At 41.4% G+C, this 20,772-nt stretch carries 21 protein-coding genes; 8 read left to right on the top strand and 13 right to left on the bottom strand.

The genetic code is table 11. The features are described 5' to 3' along the window. Positions 1-9: 9 nt before the first annotated feature. Together rlmH and rsfS are read right to left on the bottom strand one after the other, a co-directional pair. The gene (gene rlmH / locus PSF31_RS20010; RefSeq protein WP_036957956.1) at positions 10-480 is read right to left on the bottom strand and encodes a 23S rRNA (pseudouridine(1915)-N(3))-methyltransferase RlmH; all 471 of its coding nucleotides are present in this window, start codon (positions 478-480) and stop codon (positions 10-12) included. Positions 481-482: 2 nt separating this feature from the next. Then, entirely contained in the window at positions 483-809 is a 327-nt protein-coding gene (rsfS, locus tag PSF31_RS20005) for a ribosome silencing factor (protein ID WP_004257063.1), read from the bottom strand. A 263-nt stretch (positions 810-1,072) separates the two neighbouring features. Here rsfS and PSF31_RS20000 point away from each other — a divergent pair, with 263 nt between their 5' ends. Beyond that, entirely contained in the window at positions 1,073-1,795 is a 723-nt protein-coding gene (locus tag PSF31_RS20000; protein ID WP_096864962.1) for a YbgA family protein, read from the top strand. On the opposite strand, the gene nadD is transcribed toward PSF31_RS20000, so the two are convergent. The 8 genes from nadD to PSF31_RS19960 all read right to left on the bottom strand — a co-directional run bounded on the left by nadD (position 1,786) and on the right by PSF31_RS19960 (position 10,094). Continuing rightward, the gene (nadD, locus tag PSF31_RS19995; protein ID WP_096864961.1) at positions 1,786-2,451 is read right to left on the bottom strand and encodes a nicotinate-nucleotide adenylyltransferase; all 666 of its coding nucleotides are present in this window, start codon (positions 2,449-2,451) and stop codon (positions 1,786-1,788) included. The two genes, PSF31_RS20000 and nadD, sit on opposite strands and share 10 nt — an antisense overlap. Then, the gene (gene holA / locus PSF31_RS19990; RefSeq protein WP_096864960.1) at positions 2,444-3,475 is read right to left on the bottom strand and encodes a DNA polymerase III subunit delta; all 1,032 of its coding nucleotides are present in this window, start codon (positions 3,473-3,475) and stop codon (positions 2,444-2,446) included. Before holA ends, nadD begins: the two co-directional genes overlap by 8 nt. Beyond that, a complete protein-coding gene (gene lptE / locus PSF31_RS19985) occupies positions 3,475-4,014 on the bottom strand; it encodes an LPS assembly lipoprotein LptE (protein ID WP_096864959.1) in 540 nt (179 codons plus the stop codon). Before lptE ends, holA begins: the two co-directional genes overlap by 1 nt. Positions 4,015-4,044: 30 nt before the next feature. After that, positions 4,045-6,627, bottom strand: a complete 2,583-nt coding sequence (gene leuS / locus PSF31_RS19980; RefSeq protein WP_004257043.1) for a leucine--tRNA ligase — start codon at positions 6,625-6,627, stop codon at positions 4,045-4,047. A 313-nt stretch (positions 6,628-6,940) separates the two neighbouring features. Beyond that, positions 6,941-7,666, bottom strand: coding sequence for an amino acid ABC transporter ATP-binding protein (locus PSF31_RS19975; protein WP_004257041.1), 726 nt, complete (start codon positions 7,664-7,666; stop codon positions 6,941-6,943). Next, positions 7,663-8,340: a glutamate/aspartate ABC transporter permease GltK gene (gene gltK, locus PSF31_RS19970; RefSeq protein ID WP_036958176.1), complete on the bottom strand. Its 678-nt coding sequence runs from the start codon at positions 8,338-8,340 to the stop codon at positions 7,663-7,665. The genes PSF31_RS19975 and gltK overlap by 4 nt, the downstream gene beginning before the upstream one ends. 4 nt (positions 8,341-8,344) lie before the next feature. Then, positions 8,345-9,085 carry an amino acid ABC transporter permease gene (locus PSF31_RS19965; protein WP_004257036.1) on the bottom strand — a complete coding sequence of 247 codons (741 nt, stop codon included), beginning with the start codon at positions 9,083-9,085 and terminating at the stop codon, positions 8,345-8,347. A 115-nt stretch (positions 9,086-9,200) separates the two neighbouring features. After that, positions 9,201-10,094, bottom strand: a complete 894-nt coding sequence (locus tag PSF31_RS19960) for an amino acid ABC transporter substrate-binding protein (protein ID WP_004908948.1) — start codon at positions 10,092-10,094, stop codon at positions 9,201-9,203. Between the two features lie 580 nt (positions 10,095-10,674). On the opposite strand from PSF31_RS19960, the gene PSF31_RS19955 reads away from it, so the two are divergent. The 5 genes from PSF31_RS19955 to PSF31_RS19935 all read left to right on the top strand — a co-directional run bounded on the left by PSF31_RS19955 (position 10,675) and on the right by PSF31_RS19935 (position 15,413). Then, on the top strand, positions 10,675-11,085 hold the full coding sequence (locus PSF31_RS19955) for a metal resistance protein (RefSeq protein WP_096864958.1): 411 nt from the start codon (positions 10,675-10,677) through the stop codon (positions 11,083-11,085). Between the two features lie 48 nt (positions 11,086-11,133). Beyond that, positions 11,134-13,206, top strand: a complete 2,073-nt coding sequence (locus tag PSF31_RS19950) for a protein-disulfide reductase DsbD family protein (RefSeq protein WP_096864957.1) — start codon at positions 11,134-11,136, stop codon at positions 13,204-13,206. Further along, positions 13,203-13,934, top strand: coding sequence for a DsbA family protein (locus PSF31_RS19945; RefSeq protein ID WP_004257016.1), 732 nt, complete (start codon positions 13,203-13,205; stop codon positions 13,932-13,934). Before PSF31_RS19950 ends, PSF31_RS19945 begins: the two co-directional genes overlap by 4 nt. Positions 13,935-14,274: 340 nt before the next feature. Next, entirely contained in the window at positions 14,275-14,775 is a 501-nt protein-coding gene (locus PSF31_RS19940; RefSeq protein WP_096864956.1) for a redoxin domain-containing protein, read from the top strand. Between the two features lie 110 nt (positions 14,776-14,885). Next, on the top strand, positions 14,886-15,413 hold the full coding sequence (locus PSF31_RS19935; protein ID WP_096864955.1) for a protein K: 528 nt from the start codon (positions 14,886-14,888) through the stop codon (positions 15,411-15,413). Positions 15,414-15,461: 48 nt separating this feature from the next. On the opposite strand, the gene PSF31_RS19930 is transcribed toward PSF31_RS19935, so the two are convergent. Continuing rightward, positions 15,462-16,175, bottom strand: a complete 714-nt coding sequence (locus PSF31_RS19930; protein ID WP_004257005.1) for an NUDIX hydrolase — start codon at positions 16,173-16,175, stop codon at positions 15,462-15,464. Positions 16,176-16,326: 151 nt separating this feature from the next. Here PSF31_RS19930 and PSF31_RS19925 point away from each other — a divergent pair, with 151 nt between their 5' ends. Together PSF31_RS19925 and PSF31_RS19920 are read left to right on the top strand one after the other, a co-directional pair. Next, positions 16,327-17,346 (top strand): SPFH domain-containing protein, encoded by a 1,020-nt coding sequence (locus PSF31_RS19925; protein WP_004257001.1) that lies wholly within the window; start codon positions 16,327-16,329, stop codon positions 17,344-17,346. Continuing rightward, a complete protein-coding gene (locus tag PSF31_RS19920) occupies positions 17,346-18,269 on the top strand; it encodes a sugar kinase (protein WP_096864954.1) in 924 nt (307 codons plus the stop codon). The genes PSF31_RS19925 and PSF31_RS19920 overlap by 1 nt, the downstream gene beginning before the upstream one ends. A 47-nt stretch (positions 18,270-18,316) precedes the next feature. On the opposite strand, the gene lnt is transcribed toward PSF31_RS19920, so the two are convergent. Both lnt and corC read right to left on the bottom strand, forming a co-directional pair. Beyond that, positions 18,317-19,846 (bottom strand): apolipoprotein N-acyltransferase, encoded by a 1,530-nt coding sequence (gene lnt / locus PSF31_RS19915; RefSeq protein WP_004256995.1) that lies wholly within the window; start codon positions 19,844-19,846, stop codon positions 18,317-18,319. Then, positions 19,846-20,730: a CNNM family magnesium/cobalt transport protein CorC gene (gene corC / locus PSF31_RS19910; RefSeq protein WP_036958175.1), complete on the bottom strand. Its 885-nt coding sequence runs from the start codon at positions 20,728-20,730 to the stop codon at positions 19,846-19,848. The genes lnt and corC overlap by 1 nt, the downstream gene beginning before the upstream one ends. Positions 20,731-20,772 lie beyond the last annotated feature (42 nt).

Below are 20,772 nucleotides of genomic sequence, written 5' to 3'. Positions count from 1 at the left end.
TAAACCTGACTATTCCCTGTGATAAGGGTGGTTAGTCGTAATACTCCATGCGCGATAAAGACTTTCAGCAACAAGGACACGAACCAGTGGATGGGGCAGCGTAAGTGGTGAAAGCGACCAGCTTTGCTCCGCGGCTGCTTTGCAAGCGGGTGAAAGACCCTCGGGACCACCGATTAATAAACTAACATTACGACCATCTTGTTTCCATTTATCGAGCTGTACGGCAAGTTTTGGGGTATCCCAACGATCCCCTGGAATATCCAAAGTGACGATGCGATTTCCTTTACCTACAGCTGCGAGCATTAATTCGCCTTCTTTTTCTAGAATGCGCTTTATATCTGCATTTTTCCCGCGTTTTCCTGCTGGAATTTCCGTTAATTCAAATGGCATATCTTTAGGAAAACGGTGGAGGTAATCCATAAAGCCGGTCTGGACCCAGTCCGGCATTTTTGTTCCAACGGCGATGAGCTGTAATTTCAAACTCAGCTCCAAAGCTTTTCTAATTCATACATACGACGACTTTCTTCTTGCATAATATGAACAATGGCATCGCCAAGGTCGACGACAATCCAATCAGAAATGCCTTGCCCTTCAACACCCAATGGCATTAAACCATTTTTGCGGCAAGCTTCGATTAATCTGTCAGCGACTGACATCAAATGGCGGCTTGATGTCCCTGTACAGATGATCATCTGATCGGTAATACTTGATTTCCCTTGAACATCGATAGTAATGATATCTTCTGCTTTAGCATCATCAAGCTGATCGATAATAAATTGTTGGAGTTCAGTTCCTTGCAAAAGGTTCACCTTTTATTCAAATAAACAGAATATCACGTTAAACACTGTTTGTAGTTTGTAGATAAAATAATAGCTGATAACGAATCAAACACATTAACAGCCTTGTTATTTTACCCTAGATTTTAAGAAAAATCGGCTAAATTATTTTTTATTCATTGTGGAGTGAAATTTATAGGGATATCCGTACATTTGAGCAAGAAGTTTGTGTTAACTTTACAAAATAACTCTAGAAACTGTACTCCTGAAAAACATTTTAGGATGAGATAGGTATTATGCAAATAATTAAGCCAAAAGTTTTTATATTTGAAGGGATTAACCATCTTCCTGTTAATATTCATCGACAAGTGAGTTCCATGGTTGAATTTATCACGGATTTTTCCCAGGAGGACAGGCAAAACAAAGTTAATGGTATTATTTGCTTTGGGCAGAAACTCCCTGAATTACAGGGGCTATTCCCTGCTAACATTCCAATATTAACCAGTGATAAACTACAAGATACAACGTTCTGGGACTGCTTTTTGACGAAATTGTATACGTTACAAAGGTTAGATGGCTTATACAACGAATTAACACATCACAACATTATTCAATTTCATAGCTGCCACAAATATCTCATTATGGCGCATTCCCCTGTTGGCTATCAGTATACAGGGCGTTTAGTGGCGAGTATTAAAAGCAGTACCGACCTTGTGTGTTTTTTTAATCAATATAAAGCTTGTTTAATGGAAATATTGGCGACAGTGCCAGCAAGAAATACGGAAGTTAATGCGCTGAGCCATATGCAAGGTTATTTCAAACACAAAGCCACGAAGGATGAGAAAAAACGCTTATTATGGCTGATTAACGACTATTTAGCGGGGAATTTACCGTTAAACAGGCCGTTAGAGATGATGAAACAATTGCTTATTCAATACCCAGACAACTATTTAATAGAGCAAGTCATTTTTGAGCCATATCCGAATAGTTGTTCAATAAGGGAGCTCCCTTATTGCTGATAAAGGTGATGTTGATGAATATATTGCAGAACTGCATCTGGAATTAAATCGTGACAAGAGTCGCCTGAATTTAATTTTTCGCGGATCTCTGTTGCTGAGATATTTACCAGTGGAGTATCTCCAATAAAAATATACCCATTCGCCACTTGGTTTAAGGCAATAGGGTCTGTTGTTTGATGTTCTAACAGCCAGTTTTGCATTTTAGGATCGGCAAACTGTGTGGCATATCCCGGTCGGGAACAAACCAATAAATGGCAGTTATCAAGTATCCGCTCCCAGCCGTGCCATTTATTAATCGACAATAAGGAATCTTGACCAATAATAAACGCCAGAGGTTTTTCTGGCCCAATTTCTTGGCGTAATTCAACCAGTGTTTCTATCGTGTAAGAAGGGCTACTTTTCTCTAATTCACGTGTATCGATAGCAAATAAAGGCGCATTTTTAATTGCGAGTTTCACCATTTCTAAACGTTGTGATGGCGTCGCTTCTGGTTGTGGGCGATGGGGGGGAACGTGGTTAGGTAACAAGATAACTTTTTCGAGCCCAACTTGTTGAGCAAGCGCTTGCACTGGACGTAAATGGCCAAAGTGAATGGGGTCGAACGTCCCACCGAATAATGCGAGCAAGTTATGTTGTTTTGAAAATGAATTACTCATGAATAAAATTCTCTGCAAATGCTTTACCACATAATAGCATAGACAGTGACTGCAGGTCAGGCCATGGAGAATGGCTAAAATCTTGTTTAATATTGATTTCTGCTTGCGTTAATAACATTAATGCAGATTGTAATTGATGCAATGTTAAACGTTGTAAGGCTTCCGTGAGCACACCTCGGCGGTTTTGCCACACTTTGTGTTGATCAAATAATGTCTTTAACGCGGTTGTTGCAGACTGGCGTTTTAATGTAATAAGCAACATTAGATCGCGTTGGATTGATCGCAATAAAATAACAGGCTCAATATCTTCTTGCTGCAATTGCTCTAAAATATGCCATGAACGGCGGGATTTACCCGCCAATAGGGCATCAACCCAATGGTAGGGAGTAAAATGCGCAGAGTCATTAACGGCACTCTCAACCCGAGGATAGGTGAGTTTACCATCTGGATAAAGAAGAGACAGCCGCTCAAGTGCTTGCGCCAAACCAAGTAAATTCCCTTCATAACAGTAACAAAGTAGCTGGTTAGCTTCGGTTTCTAACGAAAGCCGCATACTGTAGGCGCGTTTAGAAACCCATTGTGGTAACCGCTGATATTCAGGCGTTAGGCAGCTGATATAAATAGCATCTTGGCTAATTGCTTTAAACCAAGCACTGTTTTCTTGTGCTTTAGTGAGCTTATGACCACGTAACACAAGAAGGAGATCTGAATGCAGTAATTGCGCCAGTTGGTTCAGCTTTTCAGCCATGGCGGCATTAGGGCCATTTTCAGGTAACAACAGCGTGAGAGTTTGACGGCTAGCAAATAGGCTGAGAGCTTGGCAGAGGCTAAAAATCTCATCCCAATCAGTATTTTGCTCTAGAGAAAACGAAAGATGCTCTTCAAAGCCTTGCTCTTGTGCCGCTTTGCGGATGGCATCTTGGCTTTCTTGAAGAAGAAGGGGCTCATTGCCCCAAATTAAATAGCGGCCTCTTAGAGACTCTTGTAACGAAGAGGCCAGCTGTTCAGGGTAGATACGTGTCATTATGGTTGAGTATTCGTATCAGCCGCTTGGTTTTTTGCTTTTTCAAGTTCTGCTGAATGAACAAGCAATAATTTACGCACGATATTGCGTGCAGCTTGTTCTTGCATTTCTTGCCTTACAATTTCTTTTTCAGCATCTTTCGCCAGTGCTTCTAAAGGGTTGTCGAAGAAAGTGCGTTCAACACGGCTTTGTAAAGGATAGATAGCACCATCAGGCATTAACACTTGCACATTCATTACCAGTGTTAATTGTTTCTCTGCCGCTTTACCATCTTGATAAACGGACACAGTTTCAGTGTTCTCATTAGAACTCAGAACTTTCAAAATGGGAACACCGGCTCTTCCAGTTTCGAGAATGGTCACATTATTGAGCCGCAGTTGTTCCCTAAGCGCCCTTGTAAGGTAGCCATATGGATCACTTGAACTTAGCTGCAAAGTTCTCAGTTCCTCAGGAATTTGAGTTGTTCCTTGAAGACGAAAGCCGCAACCTGCGGTGACTAGCACCGCCAGGCTCAAAAATAAAGTTATCAGATAACGCACCTGGCCTCCTTATCAGCCAACAACCTAATATTAACCTACAACAAGGTTTAGCAATTTGCCTGGGACATAGATTACTTTGCGGATGCCAACACCTTCAAGGTATTTCGCTACGCTCGGTTCATTTTTTGCCATATCTAGGACAAATTCTTGGTTTGCATCAGCCGGAACGGTGATACGACCACGAACCTTACCATTAACTTGAACGACAACCAGTTTGGTATCGTCAATCATGGCTTTTTCATCAGCAACAGGCCATTGTGCGAAATCGATGTCTGTTTGGTGACCGAGCGCTTTCCACATTTCAAAGCAAGCGTGTGGAATGATTGGTGATAACATCAGCGTGATAGCCTCAAGAGACTCTTGGACTAATGCACGGTCTTGTTCCGTTTCTTGTGGTGCACGAACTAATTTGTTCATGAATTCCATGATAGCAGCAATAGCAGTGTTGAATGCATAACGACGGCTGAAATCATCAGAGACTTTCGCGATTGTTTTGTGCAGATCACGACGTAAGTCTTTTTGTTCAGGTGTTAATGTGCTGATATCTAAAGGTGAAGTTGCACCTTTTTGTGAGTGCTCGTGTACTAAACGCCAAACGCGACGAACGAAGCGGTTAGCACCTTCAACGCTGGATTCTTGCCACTCAAGGGTTAACTCTGGTGGTGCAGCAAACATCATAAATAGGCGAACGGTATCCGCACCGTATTTTTCGACCATTAATTGTGGGTCAATACCGTTGTTTTTCGACTTAGACATTTTGCTCATACCGGTATACACCAGTTCATGGCCTTCATTATCTACGGCTTTAATAATACGGTTTTTGTCGTCACGTTCAACAATGGCGTCTGCTGGGGAAACCCAAACACGCTGACCATCGCTGCCCGTATAATAGAATGCATCAGCAAGCACCATGCCTTGGCACAGTAAGCGTTTTGCTGGTTCATCTGAGTTGACTAACCCTGCATCACGCATCAACTTATGGAAGAAGCGGAAATACATTAAGTGCATGATGGCATGTTCGATACCACCAATATATTGGTCAACCGGTAACCAGTAGTTTGCTGCCTCGGGGTCTAACATGCCGTCGTCATATTGCGGGCAGGTATAACGTGCATAGTACCAAGAAGATTCCATAAAGGTATCGAAGGTATCGGTTTCACGTAATGCAGGTTGACCGTTAATGGTCATTTTTGCCCACTCAGGGTCAGCTTTAATTGGGCTGGTAATGCCGTTCATCACGACATCTTCTGGCAAAATGACAGGTAACTGGTCTTCAGGAACAGGAACGACAGTACCATCTTCCAATGTTGCCATTGGGATTGGTGCCCCCCAGTAACGTTGACGTGAAACACCCCAGTCACGTAAGCGGTAGTTTACTTTACGTTGACCTGCACCTAGCGCGACAAGTTTGTCTGAAATGGCATTGAAGCCAGCTTGGTGGTCTAACCCACTGAATTCACCTGAGTTAATCAGTGCATTTTTTTCGGTCATCGCTTCTTGGGATAAATCAGGCTCATTGCCATCAGCATCGGCAATAACTGCTTTGATGGGTAAGTTATATTTGTGAGCGAATTCCCAGTCACGTTGGTCATGGGCAGGAACGGCCATAACAGCACCAGTACCGTATTCCATTAAGACAAAGTTAGCGACCCAAATTGGCAACTTTTCTTGGGTTAATGGATGAATAACGAATAAACCGGTTGCCATACCTTTTTTATCCATGGTTGCCATATCTGCTTCCGCAGTTTTGGTATTACGGCACTCATCAATAAATTGGGCTAATTCAGGGTTATTTGTCGCGGCTTCTTTAGCCAGAGGGTGACCTGCTGCAACAGCCACATAAGTTGCCCCCATAAAAGTATCAGGGCGAGTGGTATAGACTGTTAAGGTCTCATCACGGTCTGCAACATTGAACGTGATCTCAGTCCCTTCGGAACGGCCGATCCAGTTGCGCTGCATGGTTTTGACTTGCTCTGGCCAGTCATCTAATTTGTCAAGGTCGTTGAGCAGCTCTTCTGCGTAGTCGGTAATTTTAATAAACCACTGTGGGATTTCTTTGCGCTCAACAGGGGTGTCACAACGCCAGCAGCAGCCATCAACCACTTGTTCATTCGCCAAAACAGTTAAGTCATGTGGGCACCAGTTAACCGCAGAGGTTTTTTTGTACACTAAACCTTTTTCATACAATTTAGTGAAGAACCATTGTTCCCAACGGTAATATTCAGGGGTACAAGTCGTGACTTCGCGATCCCAATCGTAACCGAAACCGAGCATTTTCAGCTGGTTTTTCATGTAATCGATATTGGCATAAGTCCAAGGCGCAGGAGCAGTATTATTTTTAACCGCAGCACCTTCAGCAGGCAGACCAAACGCATCCCAACCAATTGGTTGGAGAACGTTTTTCCCCAACAAACGTTGGTAACGAGAGATAACGTCACCCATGGTGTAGTTACGTACGTGGCCCATGTGTAGTCGACCAGAAGGGTAAGGTAGCATGGACAGGCAGTAGTATTTTTCTTTGCTGTTGTCTTCAGTCACTTTGAAAGTTGCTTTTTCATCCCAGTGACGCTGTACTTTAGGCTCTATATCTTCTGGACGATATTGTTCTTGCATGGCACCGATAATCCTATGGTGAATAAATGCTACATCTGTAGCGTGAATGTCTTTCTTAATTGAGATCGCATAGCATAGCGGATCTACACCGAAAACAACAATAGTTGATTAGCTGAACCTACGAGGGAGGCTGGATATTGCTTTTCGGGGAACGGATCAGGATATTTTACGCTGATAACCAAACAACTTAACTAAAAAGTTTGTTAAATGGTAGTGGTTTATTGATCTATTTCGAATTCAGGTTGTTGCTGTTGATTTATTTGCTAATAGCGCAGTGATAAGACGAGGGAGCTAATGAGCTCCCTCTTGAATATTAATGGAGGATTTTTGCGAGAAAATCTTTTGCACGGTCGGATTGTGGGTTAGCAAAAAAATCTTCTTTTTTACTGTCTTCAACTATCTTGCCTTCATCCATAAAAATAACACGATTAGCCACTTTTTTGGCGAATCCCATTTCATGGGTAACCACCATCATGGTCATGCCTTCATTGGCTAATTCAACCATAACATCAAGCACTTCGTTGATCATTTCTGGGTCTAGCGCTGAAGTAGGTTCATCAAATAGCATAGCGATAGGATCCATACACAGTGCTCGAGCGATAGCGACACGCTGTTGTTGCCCACCTGAAAGCTGAGCTGGAAATTTATTGGCATGGCTGGATAAACCTACGCGTTCCAATAATTTCAAACCTTTTGCTTCCGCTTCTTTTTTATCGCGGTTTAATACCTTAACTTGCGCTAATGTCAAATTTTCAATAATCGACAAATGAGGAAATAGCTCGAAGTGTTGGAATACCATCCCAACTTTAGAGCGAAGTTTTGCAAGGTCAGTTTTTTTGTTATTAACTTGAATATCATTCACAAAAATCTCACCCTGTTGAATCGGCTCTAAACCATTCACTGTTTTTATTAATGTGGATTTACCAGAACCAGATGGCCCGCACACAACCACAACCTCACCTTTTTTAACTTCAGTTGTGCAGTCTGTAAGCACCTGAAATTGGCCATACCATTTGGATACATTTTTCAGGGTTATCATGAAACAGTCCTTTTCTTAAGATAATTCACTAACATAGAAGCGCCAAAACTGACAATAAAGTACACCAGACCCGCAAACAGTACCATCTCTACTTGTGTCCCATCACGCTCACCAATATTGGTGGCGGTACGGAAAAAGTCTGTCAAACTGAGCACATACACGAGGGATGAGTCTTGGAACAGCACAATCCCTTGAGTTAACAACAATGGCACCATGGCTTTAAAGGCTTGCGGTAACACCACGAGCCGCATAGTTTGCATATTTGTCATTCCCAAAGCTAACGCCGCAGAGGCTTGTCCTCGTGAAATACTTTGAATACCAGCACGAATAATCTCAGAGTAATAGGCCGCTTCAAAAAGAGAGAAGGCTATCATTGCAGAAATTAAACGAATATCATTTTTTGGTGATAAGCCTAGAACATTTTGTAATAAGCTAGGTACGATTAAGTAAAACCACAGTAAAACCATAACCAACGGAATAGAACGGAATGTATTCACATACAAGGCCGCAAACCAGCTAATTGGTTTGAATGTGGATAACCGCATCACGGCAAGGACGGTACCCCACAAAATTCCGACCACTATCGCGGTTAGTGTGATTTTTGCTGTGACAATAAAGCCATCGATTAAAAAGGGCATACTCGGAGCAATTGAGCTCCAGTCAAATTCATACATCATTTTACCGCCCTCCAAGAGTGCCAGGTAAGCGAACTTTGCGCTCTAATAACGTCATCAGAATCATGATAATGACGTTAATACCGACATAAGCTAACGTAATTGCGGTAAAGGATTCCCACGCGTGAGCAGAATAGTCCAGTAGTTTTCCGGCTTGTGCTGCCATATCGACTAAGCCAATGGTTGACGCAATGGCTGAGTTTTTAACCAAGTTCAACATTTCTGACGTCATTGGTGGCAAAATAACCCGATAGGCATTGGGTAATAGAACGTAGCGATAGGTTTGTGGCAAAGTCAGCCCCATTGCGAGTGCGGCACTTTTTTGCCCTCTAGGTAGTGACTGAATGGCTGCGCGCACTTGCTCAGTCATCCGTGCTGCGGTGAATAATCCAAGGCAAAGCATTGATGAAATAAAGAATTGGTAGTTAGGATCTAAATCCATTTTAAACCAATCCCCGATTGAACGCGGGAGAAGTTCTGGAATAACTAAATACCAAGTAAAAAATTGTACAATAAGCGGCACGTTACGGAATAATTCTACATATGCGGTACCTAAAAAAGCTAAGAAACGGTTAGGTACGGTACGTAAAATACCGAAAAATGAACCGACTAGAAATGCAATAATCCAAGCGCAAATAGAAAGTGTTACGGTGACTTCGAGGCCAGATATTAACCACCCTAAGTAGGTGGTATTCCCAAATGGGGCTTCCTGAAGGAAAATCCCCCAATTCCAGTTAATAGACATGATATTGACTTCCTGTGGGCAATGTAATTCCCGAATACTGTCGTAAGAGAGGATGCAAGGCGGGGAACGACCGCCTTGCAATTCTTACTTCAGTAATACCCTGTTTGTCTTTTTATTAGTTTAATGCTTTGTCATTTGGTTCTTTAAATAAGGCTTTCATTTCATCGGACAAAGTAAATTTCAGGTTCAGATTTTTTGGTGGAATAGGCTGATTGAACCAGCGGTCAAAGGATTTCTCTGCGACCCCCGAGGTCTGTGCATTCGCAATGGTTTCGTCGATAAGTGCTTTAAATTGAGGATCATCTTTACGCAACATACAGCCATAAGCTTCTTCAGTTTGCGGTTTGCCAACGATTTCCCAGATATCCGGTTTTTTCGCTTTTGCTCGCTCACCCGCTAACAATGCATCATCCATCATAAAGGCGACAGCACGGCCTGACTCCAAGGTACGGAATGAGTCACCATGGTCTTTCGCGCTGATAATGCGCATTTTCATATTTTTTTCATCATTCAACTGATTCAACAGAATTTCAGAAGTCGTACCTGAGGTCACGACAACATTTTTACCGGCTAAGTCAGCAAAGTCTTTTACACCGGAATCACCTTTGGTGAGTAAGCGTGTCCCGACCACAAAGATAGTGTTAGAGAAAGCTGCTTGTTTTTGTCTTTCTACGTTATTGGTTGTTGAACCACATTCAAAATCAAATGTGCCATTTTGCAGGAGTGGAATACGGTTTTGTGATGTAATGGGAATGAGTTTGACTTGCAGATCAGGCATGTTTAATTTTTTCTTCACTGCATCAACAATGGCATTTGAATAATCCTGCGAGTAACCAACCACTTTCTGGCTATTATCATAGTAAGAGAACGGTACGGATGATTCACGATGACCAACAACTATTACACCGTTGTCTTTGATTTTTTTCAGAGTGCCGTTTAATTCTTCTGCTTGGACTGCGCAGGTTGCACCTAAAATCATCATCGATAATACAAGTTTACTTATACGCATAATTACAACTCCTTTAGAACATCGGTGTAAACCCGTTGTAATTTTAAGGGGTCATCACGAGATAACACCTGAATTACTGTGGTTTTGTAGTGTTGTGTTTGCAAATGTTTCGCAGATTTAGACAATACCGCGATTATCCGCTATATGTTTTATTGTTGTTAAAAAGTAATTAAATTTGTTAATTAATGAAAACAAATTGTTTCAATTTCGGGAGCTGTCTCGCATATTATTTGGGTAATTTTTGAATTACCGCACTAACATGGTGATTTGCCACTTAATATTGTCCTAAACTGATAGTCACGCACTGTTAAGGTGCAATCTATCTTCGTTTCATGTCATATATTGGATAAAGCAATTTACGTGCCTAGTTTTGATGGAACTGCATTTTTGTTCATTGGGAAGAGAATAATATTTGTAAAGTTAGCTGATGACACTTGTACGGAATATTTTGCTGTGTAAGATGTAACCTCTATTTAACTTATAGACGGTGTAACGGTATTAATCAAAGACTGGTTTTTATCGTTATGGTTATCAAAGTCGCATAATTAGTATTATTTCAGGAAGTTATACCAAGGTGCGCATGAACAGGCATTTAAAATTAGGTAAAGGATTAGTGATATTCGCCTGTCTGATGGTATTGATTTGTATGAATCAACGCGCCGTCGGAGAGCGTCTGCTCGCCAATTTTTTTGTGCCAGATGTCTTAGCTCAAGTGCAAATTAATACTGGAGCTAACCTTTCCTATATCGAACAATCACAAGTAAAACAAGGTGATGGCAGTAGTACACATCTTTCTAGTTGTGAACTGAGCGCCAAGTCATTAATGACTTTGTTACCTGCTGTGCTTGAACCATTCTTCTTTATGTTCCTTACTTTGGCTGCGCTAACTTTATTTTGTACTAATCTATTTATATCTAGAGCAAATAATGAAGAGAAGCATGCCCCTCCAAGAGTCAGAAGACACTTACAATTTTGTAATCTTCGGAATTAACACACAACGAATAGGGACTCGTTTGTGTAATTTATTCTGGAGGAAACAATGCGTTTTTTAATTAATTCATTTTTTATATTTTTTGCACTATTTTCGAGCAGTTTATATGCTGCGGATACGGGGTGGTTGCAACCTGCGAATACGGGGTGGATGAATGACAACACTCCACGGCATGCGCAGGTCAGGTTATTAAGTTCCGCACAAGAAAATGGCAAAATTGAAGTTTTGCTTGATGTGCAACTTGATGAGGGGTGGAAAACCTATTGGCGCTCACCAGGCGAAGGCGGAGTAGCGCCTGAAATTGTCTGGTCGTCACCTGTTGAATCAACAGATTGGCAATGGCCAACACCAGGGCGCTTTGATGTTGCTGGTGTTTCAACTCAAGGTTATATGGGCGATGTGATTTTCCCTATAACAGTAACAAGTAATGAGAAGTTGGACAAACTGGCAGGAACGTTAACATTATCAACATGTAGTAATGTTTGTATTTTAACCGATTACCCATTTGAGCTCGATTTAACAGAACCTGTTCCTGCTGACTTTACTTGGGCATTTAACCAAGCCAAAGGTGCAGTTCCACCATCAAGTGGTTTAGTTGAGCAAGCCAAAGTTGGTTTTGCTAATGATAAGCTAATCATTGAATTACAAAAAAATACAGGGAACTCGTGGGAACAACCGAACATTTTCACTGATGTGGTTGAAGGGGCGGCGTTAGGCGTACCTGTAATAGAAACATCAGGAGAACATTTAACAGCAACAATAGATGTTGGTGATGATTGGGGGGGCGAGTCTCCTAATTTAACCGGAAAAACCATTTCTTTTGTGGTTTCTGATGGTGACATTTCCCAGCAAATTAGCCATCAAGTTAGCACATTTACTGGCACAATAGCGTCAAAAGTGAGCGGTACGTCTTTATGGCAAGTGGTGTTATTTGCACTTTTAGGTGGTTTGATCCTTAATCTAATGCCATGCGTTCTTCCTGTGCTCGCCATGAAACTGGGCTCAGTCTTAATGGTTCCGCAAGGTGAGCAGAAAACCATTCGTCGCCAATTTTTACTGTCTTCTTCAGGGATTTTGGTTTCCTTCTGGTTACTCGCCTTACTGATGACCTTACTGCGGGTCGGTCAGCAAGCCGTTGGCTGGGGTATTCAGTTCCAAAACCCGTGGTTTATCGGCTTTATGGTGGTGGTAACGGCGTTATTTACTGCAAATTTATTTGGTTTATTCGAAATCAACCTTGGTAGTAAGGCTAATACACGCTTGGCGACAGCAGGTGGTCATGGCAATAGTGGTCATTTCTGGCAAGGGGTATTCGCGACATTGTTGGCAACGCCTTGTTCTGCACCATTTTTGGGCACAGCCGTGGCCTTTGCACTGGCAGCGCCAATGGAAGAGTTGTGGTTGATCTTCACGGCATTAGGTGTCGGAATGAGTTTGCCTTGGCTATTAATTGCCGCTTTTCCTGCTATTGCGAGGTTGTTACCAAAACCGGGTATGTGGATGCTCAAATTGCGTGCAATACTTGGAGTCATGATGCTAGTTTCCAGCTTATGGCTAATTAGCTTATTAATTCCGCATTTTGGTGTCTCTACTTCGACCGCGATTGCTGTCATTTTCTTAGTGTTATTAGTGGTCTTTATCGCGATAAAACGTGGTGTAAGGGCGGCTATCTTGCCATTTATATTATTTGCCGTTTTTGCTGGTGGATTTGTTTGGATGACGCAAGAACAGCACTCTGGTAGCCGTTCTCTCGTTAAAGATACGGTGAATTGGCAACCGCTAACTGAACAGGCAATTAATGATGCGCTAGCGGATAATAAACGCGTATTTATTGATGTTACCGCGGAATGGTGCGTAACCTGTAAGGCAAATAAATATAATGTATTGCTAAGAGATGATATCCAACAGCTGCTTAGTGAACCCGATGTTGTTGCTTTACGGGGTGATTGGACGAAACCTTCACCTGAAATTACTGCATTTTTACAAAAACGTGGGCAGGTCGCTGTTCCATTTAATCAAATCTATGGCCCAAATTTGGCCGAAGGCGAAGTACTTTCAACGATACTTGATCGTGAATCGCTAATATCCGTTATGAATCAGGCCAAAGGAGCCACAAAATGAAAAAAACAATTTTAGCTGTTTTATTTTCGTCACTAATGATTGGATCAGTAGCACAGGCGGCACCTTTGAGTGCAGACCAAGAAGCACAAGTGCGTAAATTAGTGCGTGATACTTTGGTTGAAAACCCTGAAATTCTTGAAGAAGCTATCGTTGCCCTGCAAGCCAAACAAGGGGAAAAACAACAAGCCCAAATGAAAGAAACGTTAAAAGCGGAGCACGATGCTTTATTCAATGACCCAACCAGCCCGCGTATCGGTAAAAAAGATGCCAAGTTAGTTTTAGTTAACTTTACTGATTTTAACTGCCCATTCTGTAAGCGTTTCGACCCTCAACTGATGGATATTGTGAAAAAATATCCAAATGATGTGGCAGTGGTAATCAAATATTTACCATTTAAAGGCCAAACATCAATGGATTCAGCTCAGTTAACCATGACACTGTGGCAAGAAGACCCGAAAGCATTTGAAGCTTTACACCATAAATTTATGCAAAAACAGGGCATGCTATCAGATGCAAATATCAAAGATGCTCTCAAAGCCACTGGCAACGATAAGCTAAAAGCGAGTGATAAGAGCCGCGATGGTATTCGTACCAATATGATATTGGCAGAAAAATTGGGTGTGAATGGTACCCCAGCAACATTGGTGGGTGATGAAATGATCCCAGGTGCTATTGATGCACAGCAGTTTGAGGCGGTAGTGAAGGAGCAGCTCGCTAAGCTCAAATAATCCTCGTCATACTTCGCGCTGTGGCGTTGTTGGCTTCGCTTACTAACCCTAGTCACATACTTATGTATGCTCCTAGGGCTTAGTTTCACTCGCCGCCTAGCCACAACGCGAATTATTTAGAGGATAAAGATTAAATAATCCAAACTCTAAAATTAGAGGATAAAGATTAAATAATCCAAACTCTAGAATTAGAGGATAAAGATTAAACAATCCAAACTCTAAAATTAGAGGATAGGAAAAAAATATTTAATTAAATGCTAAAGCATTCATTTTAAGTGGATGTTTTGGTTTCTTACATCTTTGATTTGTACTATTTGATAACAAATAGGTAAGTAACTATATGAATAAAATAAAAAAGTGGTCTAAAGAAATTATTGTTTTGGCAATTATTTTATTTATTGCCTTTACGGTGATGGATTTATGGCGCAAACCACAAACCCTTGCGCCCGTATTATTGGAGCAGCACACTCTAGTGAATGGTGAGAGCGTTTCATTAGCTGAGTTAAGTAAAGAAAAACCGATTCTAGTGTATTTTTGGGCAACTTGGTGTGGGGTATGTAATTTGACTTCGCCAACGGTATCAGAGTTAAGCCAATCAGGTATGCCAATTATTTCGGTCGCGATACGTTCAGGTGAAACATCTCGCTTAATCAAGGGAATGGAAAACAAGGAATTAACGTTTCCTGTGATTAACGATACCAGCGGTCAGCTTTCCAATGCGGTTGGGGTCAGCGCAACTCCCACATTTATGGTAATTGATAACGGTGAATTAGTTAGCTTTACATCGGGCTGGACTAGCTCTTATGGTCTAAAAATGCGTATGTGGTTGGCATCCTTTTAACTTTCCACCATCCCCTTTGACCTAAAAAAGGGGACTTTTCTGCCTATAAGTTTAATTTATCATTATGGTAAACTCATTCGGCTATATAAATAATAAAATAGGTGAATGGGATGGCTATGTTTAAAAAAGTGGTTGGATTATTTTTAGGCGCGGTATTAATCACGGGATGCTCCCCTGATGTGGAAGAAAAAACGACAACGAAAGAACCATCAGGAACAATAGAAAATTCAAAAATAGAACAGCGTTATGATGAAATAAAAGCTAATTCAACAGAAGATAAAATCAATGCGTTTAATGCAAAAGGAGATGATGACCCAACGATGTTACGGGGCATTTTTCTATCTGACATGGCGGAATCATTGCCTATGCTGATTGATGACGTAACACTATTGACGGAAGTGACTGCTAAAAATGGCATGTTATTTTACCAATACACGATCAAAGGGATCCCTGACAATATATTGGAAGGTGATAGCTGGCAGCAAAATATGCGTGAGATTTTAAATCGCAACTATTGCGGTAAAAATGCAGGTATGGATATTTTGCATGAAATGTTTCCCGAAGGCATTACGCATAATTATCATAAGTCTAACAAACTCATTTTTACCTATATTGTTACCCCTGCAATTTGCCAATAGCATTCATTGGAATGCCTGATAATATTTGTTTATCAGGCATATCAATGATTAAAATTCTAAATTACGAATAAAACGGTAGTCCGCTGATTGTGGTTTTAAACGATACAAATTAGCGGGTCGGCCACGCTCGTGGCGTTTTTCTCCGGTATCAATTAACAAATCAGCTTGTTCGAGTCGGCGCCTAAACGATTTATTTTGTAAAGGCTTACCAATCAAAACTTCATGGACATGTTGTAGCTCTGCTAAGGTAAAAACGTCAGGTAATGCAAAACCTGGAACTATCGAATAGAGTGATTTTTGCTTTAGGCGTTCTCTCGCTTGTTGATAAAGTTTGAGGTGGTCGAATGCAAGAGTCAGTTGTTCAATTTCATCAATAGAAACCCATTTTACAGAATCCACGGTATCAATATGGGCTTCGCAGGCTTGGTAAGCAATTAGAGCTGTGTAGCAAACAGTGACAGACCAGCCGCGAGGGTCTCGTTGGTGGTTTCCTTCCGTACAAAGTTGCTCAACATAAGGAGGAATAACTCCTGTTTTTTCTTTTAGTTTACGTAAAACAGTCTCTTCTAAGGTTTGATCATTTTGCTCATCAATAAATCCTCCCGGTAAGCCCCATTTCCCTTTTTCAGGGAAACTTGCTCGCTCAACCAGTAATACTTTCAACGTGTTTTCATGGTAAGTAAATAAAACGGCGTCGACAGTGAGTAAAGGCGATAAATAATCTTTTCTGTCATAACTAGCAAGAAACTCTTTTTCATTCATATTGTTACCACTCAACGCTAAAGATGAAGTTTAGGGTTAAATCATACAGGTAAAAATAGTTATTGTCATTAAGACATTTAATGCTTGACTTATTTGTGTCTATAAGACAATAATTAATTAAGGTCATAAAGACAATAATGAGGAATCCACTATGATTAACTTTAAATATTTCAAAGCAGACTCATCAACTTTTGTTATTCAATCGGTGAATGGGAAAGTGCGTAAGCAAGGTAAGGGGCTCAGTTTTTGGTATAACTCCGATAAAACATCCATTGCGGCACTTCCATTAAATGCCCAAGAAGCCCCATTTATTTTTAATTTACAAACGTCTGATTTCCAAAGTTTACGTATACAGGGGCAAATTTCTTTTCAGGTAAAGCAGCCGGAAAAAACCGCGGACGTCTTAAATTTTAATTTATCTAAGGATGGGAAAAGCTATTCTTCTGAAGATCCCCTTAAATTAAGTGACCGAGTTGTGCGAGCAGCTCAAACAGTGATTCAAGCCAAAATACAAACTACTTCATTGCGAGATGCATTATTGATTAGCCAATCATTAGTGATTTTGGTGAACCAGCAATTAGCAGAGCAGGCGGTTATTGAGTCACTGGGAATTGAAATTTTGGATGTTTCTATTTCTGCCATCGCACCATTACCTGAAACGCTCAAAGCGTTAGAAGCACAAGCGAGAGAATCCATACTGAAAGAGGCTGATGATGCCATTTATGCAAGACGTAAGTTTTCTGTAGAACAAGAGCGAACAATTAAAGAAGCTGAATTAGAAACAGATTTATCTGTTCAGGCCAAAGAACAACAAATTGAAGAGGCTCGTCTTGATAATGAGCGAAAAATATTGCGAGAGCGAGCCGAAATAGAGCAAGAAGAGTTAATTGCACAAGTAAGTGCAGAGGCAAAACGCAATGAGCTGGTTGCGCTTAGTGTTGAAAACCAGCGTATACAGTCTGATGCAGATGCTTATTCCATTGAATCTAAAATGAAAGCTTACAGTCAATTACCCGTTGAAAACTTAAAAGCGTTAGCGTTGGCTAAAATGGGACCTGAGCAGTTGATGGCGATGGCATTCGAATCATTGGCACAAAATGCTGGAAAAATTGGTGAGCTCAATATATCGCCTGATTTATTTAGCCAGTTAATGAAAAAAGGAGGTAAATAATGCAAAGGAATAATGACGTGCGATTTGTATTAGTCATGCGTAAAACGCGTTTACAGGAATTGATTGAACGCTTTAACACCTGGCTTCAAGCCAAATTTTACTTGGAGCATAACCATGTTGAAGTCAGCGATTATTTAAATGAGCATGATTTATATCAGCGCCAATTAGTACAAGCCGAATCGGTATTGAAATCATTGGGTAGATTTCAATTATTGGAACGAAAATTATTGCCTAGTTACCAATTTTCTAAACACGATATTGTTGTTGTCATTGGCCAAGATGGTTTAGTGGCGAATACCTTGAAATACTTAAATGGACAGCCAGTTATTGCTATTAACCCTGATCCTAAAAGGTGGGATGGCCAACTACTTCCTTTTGAAATAGGCCAATTGCAGGAAGTCGTGATAAATACCTTAAAAGGAAAAATAGAGCAAAAAATAGTGACTTTTGCACAAGCTACAACCAATGATGGGCAATCACTATTAGCGGTAAACGATTTATTCATTGGCCCGAAAAGCCACACTTCGGCACGCTATTTATTGAACTGGAGTGGGGAACAAGAGTTTCAATCATCTTCTGGAATAATTATATCCACAGGACTTGGGTCAACGGGGTGGTTTCAATCTATTTTAGCGGGAGCACAGGCCATTATGGGAGTAAGTACTCACCCATTGGCAAAAGGATTTGGTTGGGGGGAAAGTAAATTACAATTTAGTGTTAGGGAGCCGTTTTTAAGTAAAACGACAGGAACTAGATGGGTTTTTGGCACGATTGAGCCGAGTAGCCCGTTAGCTGTTGAGTCATTAATGCCAGATAACGGCGTTATTTTTTCTGATGGCATTGAAGATGATTTCTTACAATTTAATTCAGGCTGTATTGTGACGGTGAAGATTGCGGACACACAGGGGTTATTGGTTGCTTAGCTAATTTCCCCACCTCATTTACAGGTACCGAGGTGGGGTCAACATCGTTACTTTTGACGTCTATTCATAGCAAAACCAAGAATACCAAACATAATGGCGATTCCCCACATTGGATGATTACTCCAACGTGCGTAAGGGGTTAGCCCTGTTGTCGGTGTGACTTCAGTGGCAAGAGTCGCTGTTTTAAATTGTGGTAGCATATCTTGTATTGAACCATCCGCACGGATCACCGCAGTTATTCCGTTATTAGTGGAACGTAATAATGGGCGTCCCAATTCTAACGAACGCATACGTGCCATTTGGAAATGCTGCCATGGGCCGATAGATTGGCCAAACCACGCATCATTTGAAACAGTAAGTAAGTAGTCGCTATCAGGTTTAAAATTATCTCTGACCTGTGTACCTAAGATAATTTCATAACAAATAGCGGCAGTGAGGTGAATATTCCCTACAGCGAGTTGGGCTTGTTGGTAATCACCACGGCTGAATCCAGACATCGGTAAGTTAAAAAACGGTGCAATAGGGCGCAGGATATCTTCTAATGGAACAAACTCCCCAAATGGCACTAAATGATGTTTGTTATAACGGTTTTTTGATGGGTAGAGATACGGGTTTTTATCCCCTAATACAATAATCGTATTAAAGAACTCATATTCCCCATCCATTGGCCTTGCATCAACGATCCCTGTGATTAATTGAGTGTTCGAAGCCGCTAACAGCCGGTCGAGGGATTTTAGCCATGCTTGGTTATCCAGTTCAACAGAAGGTACGGCAGATTCAGGCCAGATAATTAGCGATGCTTTACCAATATAAGGACGAGATAACTCCATATAGGTATCTTTGGTTTTCTGTAAAAAACTGGCTTCCCATTTCATTGATTGCGGGATATTACCTTGAACTAATGCCACCTGCATTTTGTTGTCTTCAAGCGGGGTAAACCACTGAATATTTTTGGCAACTAATGGGGCAAACAGTAAAACTACCGCTGTGGCTAATGCAATAAAGCTACGACGTAGGATAGCGAGCACTAACAAACCACTAATGCTAAATAATAGCAATGTGATCATTTCGACGCCGAATATTGGAGCGAGCGATTTCATGGGGCCATCAATTTGGCTGTAGCCAAATTGCAGCCATGGGAAACCAGTGAGAACCCAACCACGTAAAAACTCAGTGACTTGCCACAGGGCAGGAGCAAGAAATACTAAACGCCAAATATTGGCATGTGGGGCAAATTTAGCCATCAATGCCCCAAAAAGCCCCGTATAAAGGGAAAGGTATGCTGCCAAAAGAATGACAATAAAGACGTTAACAGGCCCTGGCATCCCCCCAAAATCCGCGATACTGACGTAAACCCAGTTAACGCCACTACCGAATAAGCCAAATCCCCAAGCGAAACCGATAGCAAAAGATTGCTTGGCTGTGCGCTGCAAGGTCAGTAATTGGAGAAAAAGGATAGAAAGAAGTGCGGCAGGCCAGATGTCAAAAGGCGAAAAAGCCAGCGTTCCACTGGCTCCGAAAATTAAAGCCAGCAGTAACCGCAACCGCTGACTTTGATAAATAGACGTTGAGTTCATTAAGTCTGTTCTTCTTCCAAAGTTGGAACTGGCGCGTCGTCTGGAATTTTCACGTGAAGCAGAAGGATCCGGCGACTATCTGCCATCGCAACTTTAAATTGATAGTTGTCAATTGTGATGGTTTCACCACGAGAAGGTAGATGACCGAAGGCTTGCATAACGAGGCCACCGACCGTATCAACCTCTTCGTCACTAAAATGAGTCCCAAAGGCTTCATTGAAATCTTCAATCTGCGTAAGGGCGCGCACAGAATAAGAATGGCGGCTAAGTTGACGAATATCAACATCGTCTTGGTCGTCGTATTCGTCTTCAATTTCGCCCACGATGAGCTCTAAAATATCTTCAATGGTCACTAGACCAGAAACACCACCAAACTCATCGATAACGATAGCCATATGGTAGCGTTGAGAGCGGAATTCTTTGAGTAGTCTGTCTACTCGCTTACTTTCAGGGACAACAACCGCTTGGCGTAATACCTTATCGATACTAAAAGGCTCAGCGTCAGTACGCATAAATGGCAGTAAATCTTTTGCCATTAATAACCCTTCGATATGGTCTTTATCTTCACTAATAACAGGGAAGCGTGAGTGAGCAGAGTCAATAATGACATCAAGGCACTCATCAAGCGTTTGGTTACGTTTTAAGGTAACAATTTGGGAACGCGGGATCATAATGTCGCGCACACGCTGATCCGCAATATCCATTACCCCTTCAAGCATTTCGCGGGTGTCAGGATCGATCAAATCGTTCTGTTCAGAGTCGCGGATTAATTCGACCAAATCATCACGATTTTTAGGTTCACCATGGAATAGGTGATTTAACAGTGCAAAGAACCCTTTCTTAGGACCAGGGTTATCGCTACTCGAAGAGTTATCGTCGCTCATGGCGGTTAATTTTTTTTTCCTCAAAAAATACTCGTCATACTT

This window comes from Providencia sp. PROV156, from assembly GCF_028480905.1.
In the GTDB taxonomy this organism is placed as follows: Bacteria; Pseudomonadota; Gammaproteobacteria; order Enterobacterales; family Enterobacteriaceae; genus Providencia; species Providencia hangzhouensis.
Note: the sequence above shows the minus strand (reverse complement) of the source record. Positions and strands in the feature narration are given on the sequence as shown.

Bases quoted from the DNA above. Each gene is read 5' to 3' on its own strand.
- PSF31_RS19930 (WP_004257005.1), bottom strand. From the start codon at position 16,175: ATGAATGAAAAAGAGTTTCTTGCTAGTTATGACAGAAAAGATTATTTA.
- PSF31_RS19965 (WP_004257036.1), bottom strand. From the start codon at position 9,085: ATGTCTATTAACTGGAATTGGGGGATTTTCCTTCAGGAAGCCCCATTT.
- lnt (WP_004256995.1), bottom strand. From the start codon at position 19,846: ATGAACTCAACGTCTATTTATCAAAGTCAGCGGTTGCGGTTACTGCTG.
- PSF31_RS20000 (WP_096864962.1), top strand. From the start codon at position 1,073: ATGCAAATAATTAAGCCAAAAGTTTTTATATTTGAAGGGATTAACCAT.
- PSF31_RS19920 (WP_096864954.1), top strand. From the start codon at position 17,346: ATGCAAAGGAATAATGACGTGCGATTTGTATTAGTCATGCGTAAAACG.
- PSF31_RS19975 (WP_004257041.1), bottom strand. From the start codon at position 7,666: ATGATAACCCTGAAAAATGTATCCAAATGGTATGGCCAATTTCAGGTG.
- holA (WP_096864960.1), bottom strand. From the start codon at position 3,475: ATGACACGTATCTACCCTGAACAGCTGGCCTCTTCGTTACAAGAGTCT.
- PSF31_RS19960 (WP_004908948.1), bottom strand. From the start codon at position 10,094: ATGCGTATAAGTAAACTTGTATTATCGATGATGATTTTAGGTGCAACC.
- PSF31_RS19950 (WP_096864957.1), top strand. From the start codon at position 11,134: ATGCGTTTTTTAATTAATTCATTTTTTATATTTTTTGCACTATTTTCG.
- PSF31_RS19945 (WP_004257016.1), top strand. From the start codon at position 13,203: ATGAAAAAAACAATTTTAGCTGTTTTATTTTCGTCACTAATGATTGGA.
- PSF31_RS19925 (WP_004257001.1), top strand. From the start codon at position 16,327: ATGATTAACTTTAAATATTTCAAAGCAGACTCATCAACTTTTGTTATT.
- corC (WP_036958175.1), bottom strand. From the start codon at position 20,730: ATGAGCGACGATAACTCTTCGAGTAGCGATAACCCTGGTCCTAAGAAA.
- PSF31_RS19935 (WP_096864955.1), top strand. From the start codon at position 14,886: ATGGCTATGTTTAAAAAAGTGGTTGGATTATTTTTAGGCGCGGTATTA.
- leuS (WP_004257043.1), bottom strand. From the start codon at position 6,627: ATGCAAGAACAATATCGTCCAGAAGATATAGAGCCTAAAGTACAGCGT.
- nadD (WP_096864961.1), bottom strand. From the start codon at position 2,451: ATGAGTAATTCATTTTCAAAACAACATAACTTGCTCGCATTATTCGGT.
- PSF31_RS19940 (WP_096864956.1), top strand. From the start codon at position 14,275: ATGAATAAAATAAAAAAGTGGTCTAAAGAAATTATTGTTTTGGCAATT.
- PSF31_RS19955 (WP_096864958.1), top strand. From the start codon at position 10,675: ATGAACAGGCATTTAAAATTAGGTAAAGGATTAGTGATATTCGCCTGT.
- gltK (WP_036958176.1), bottom strand. From the start codon at position 8,340: ATGTATGAATTTGACTGGAGCTCAATTGCTCCGAGTATGCCCTTTTTA.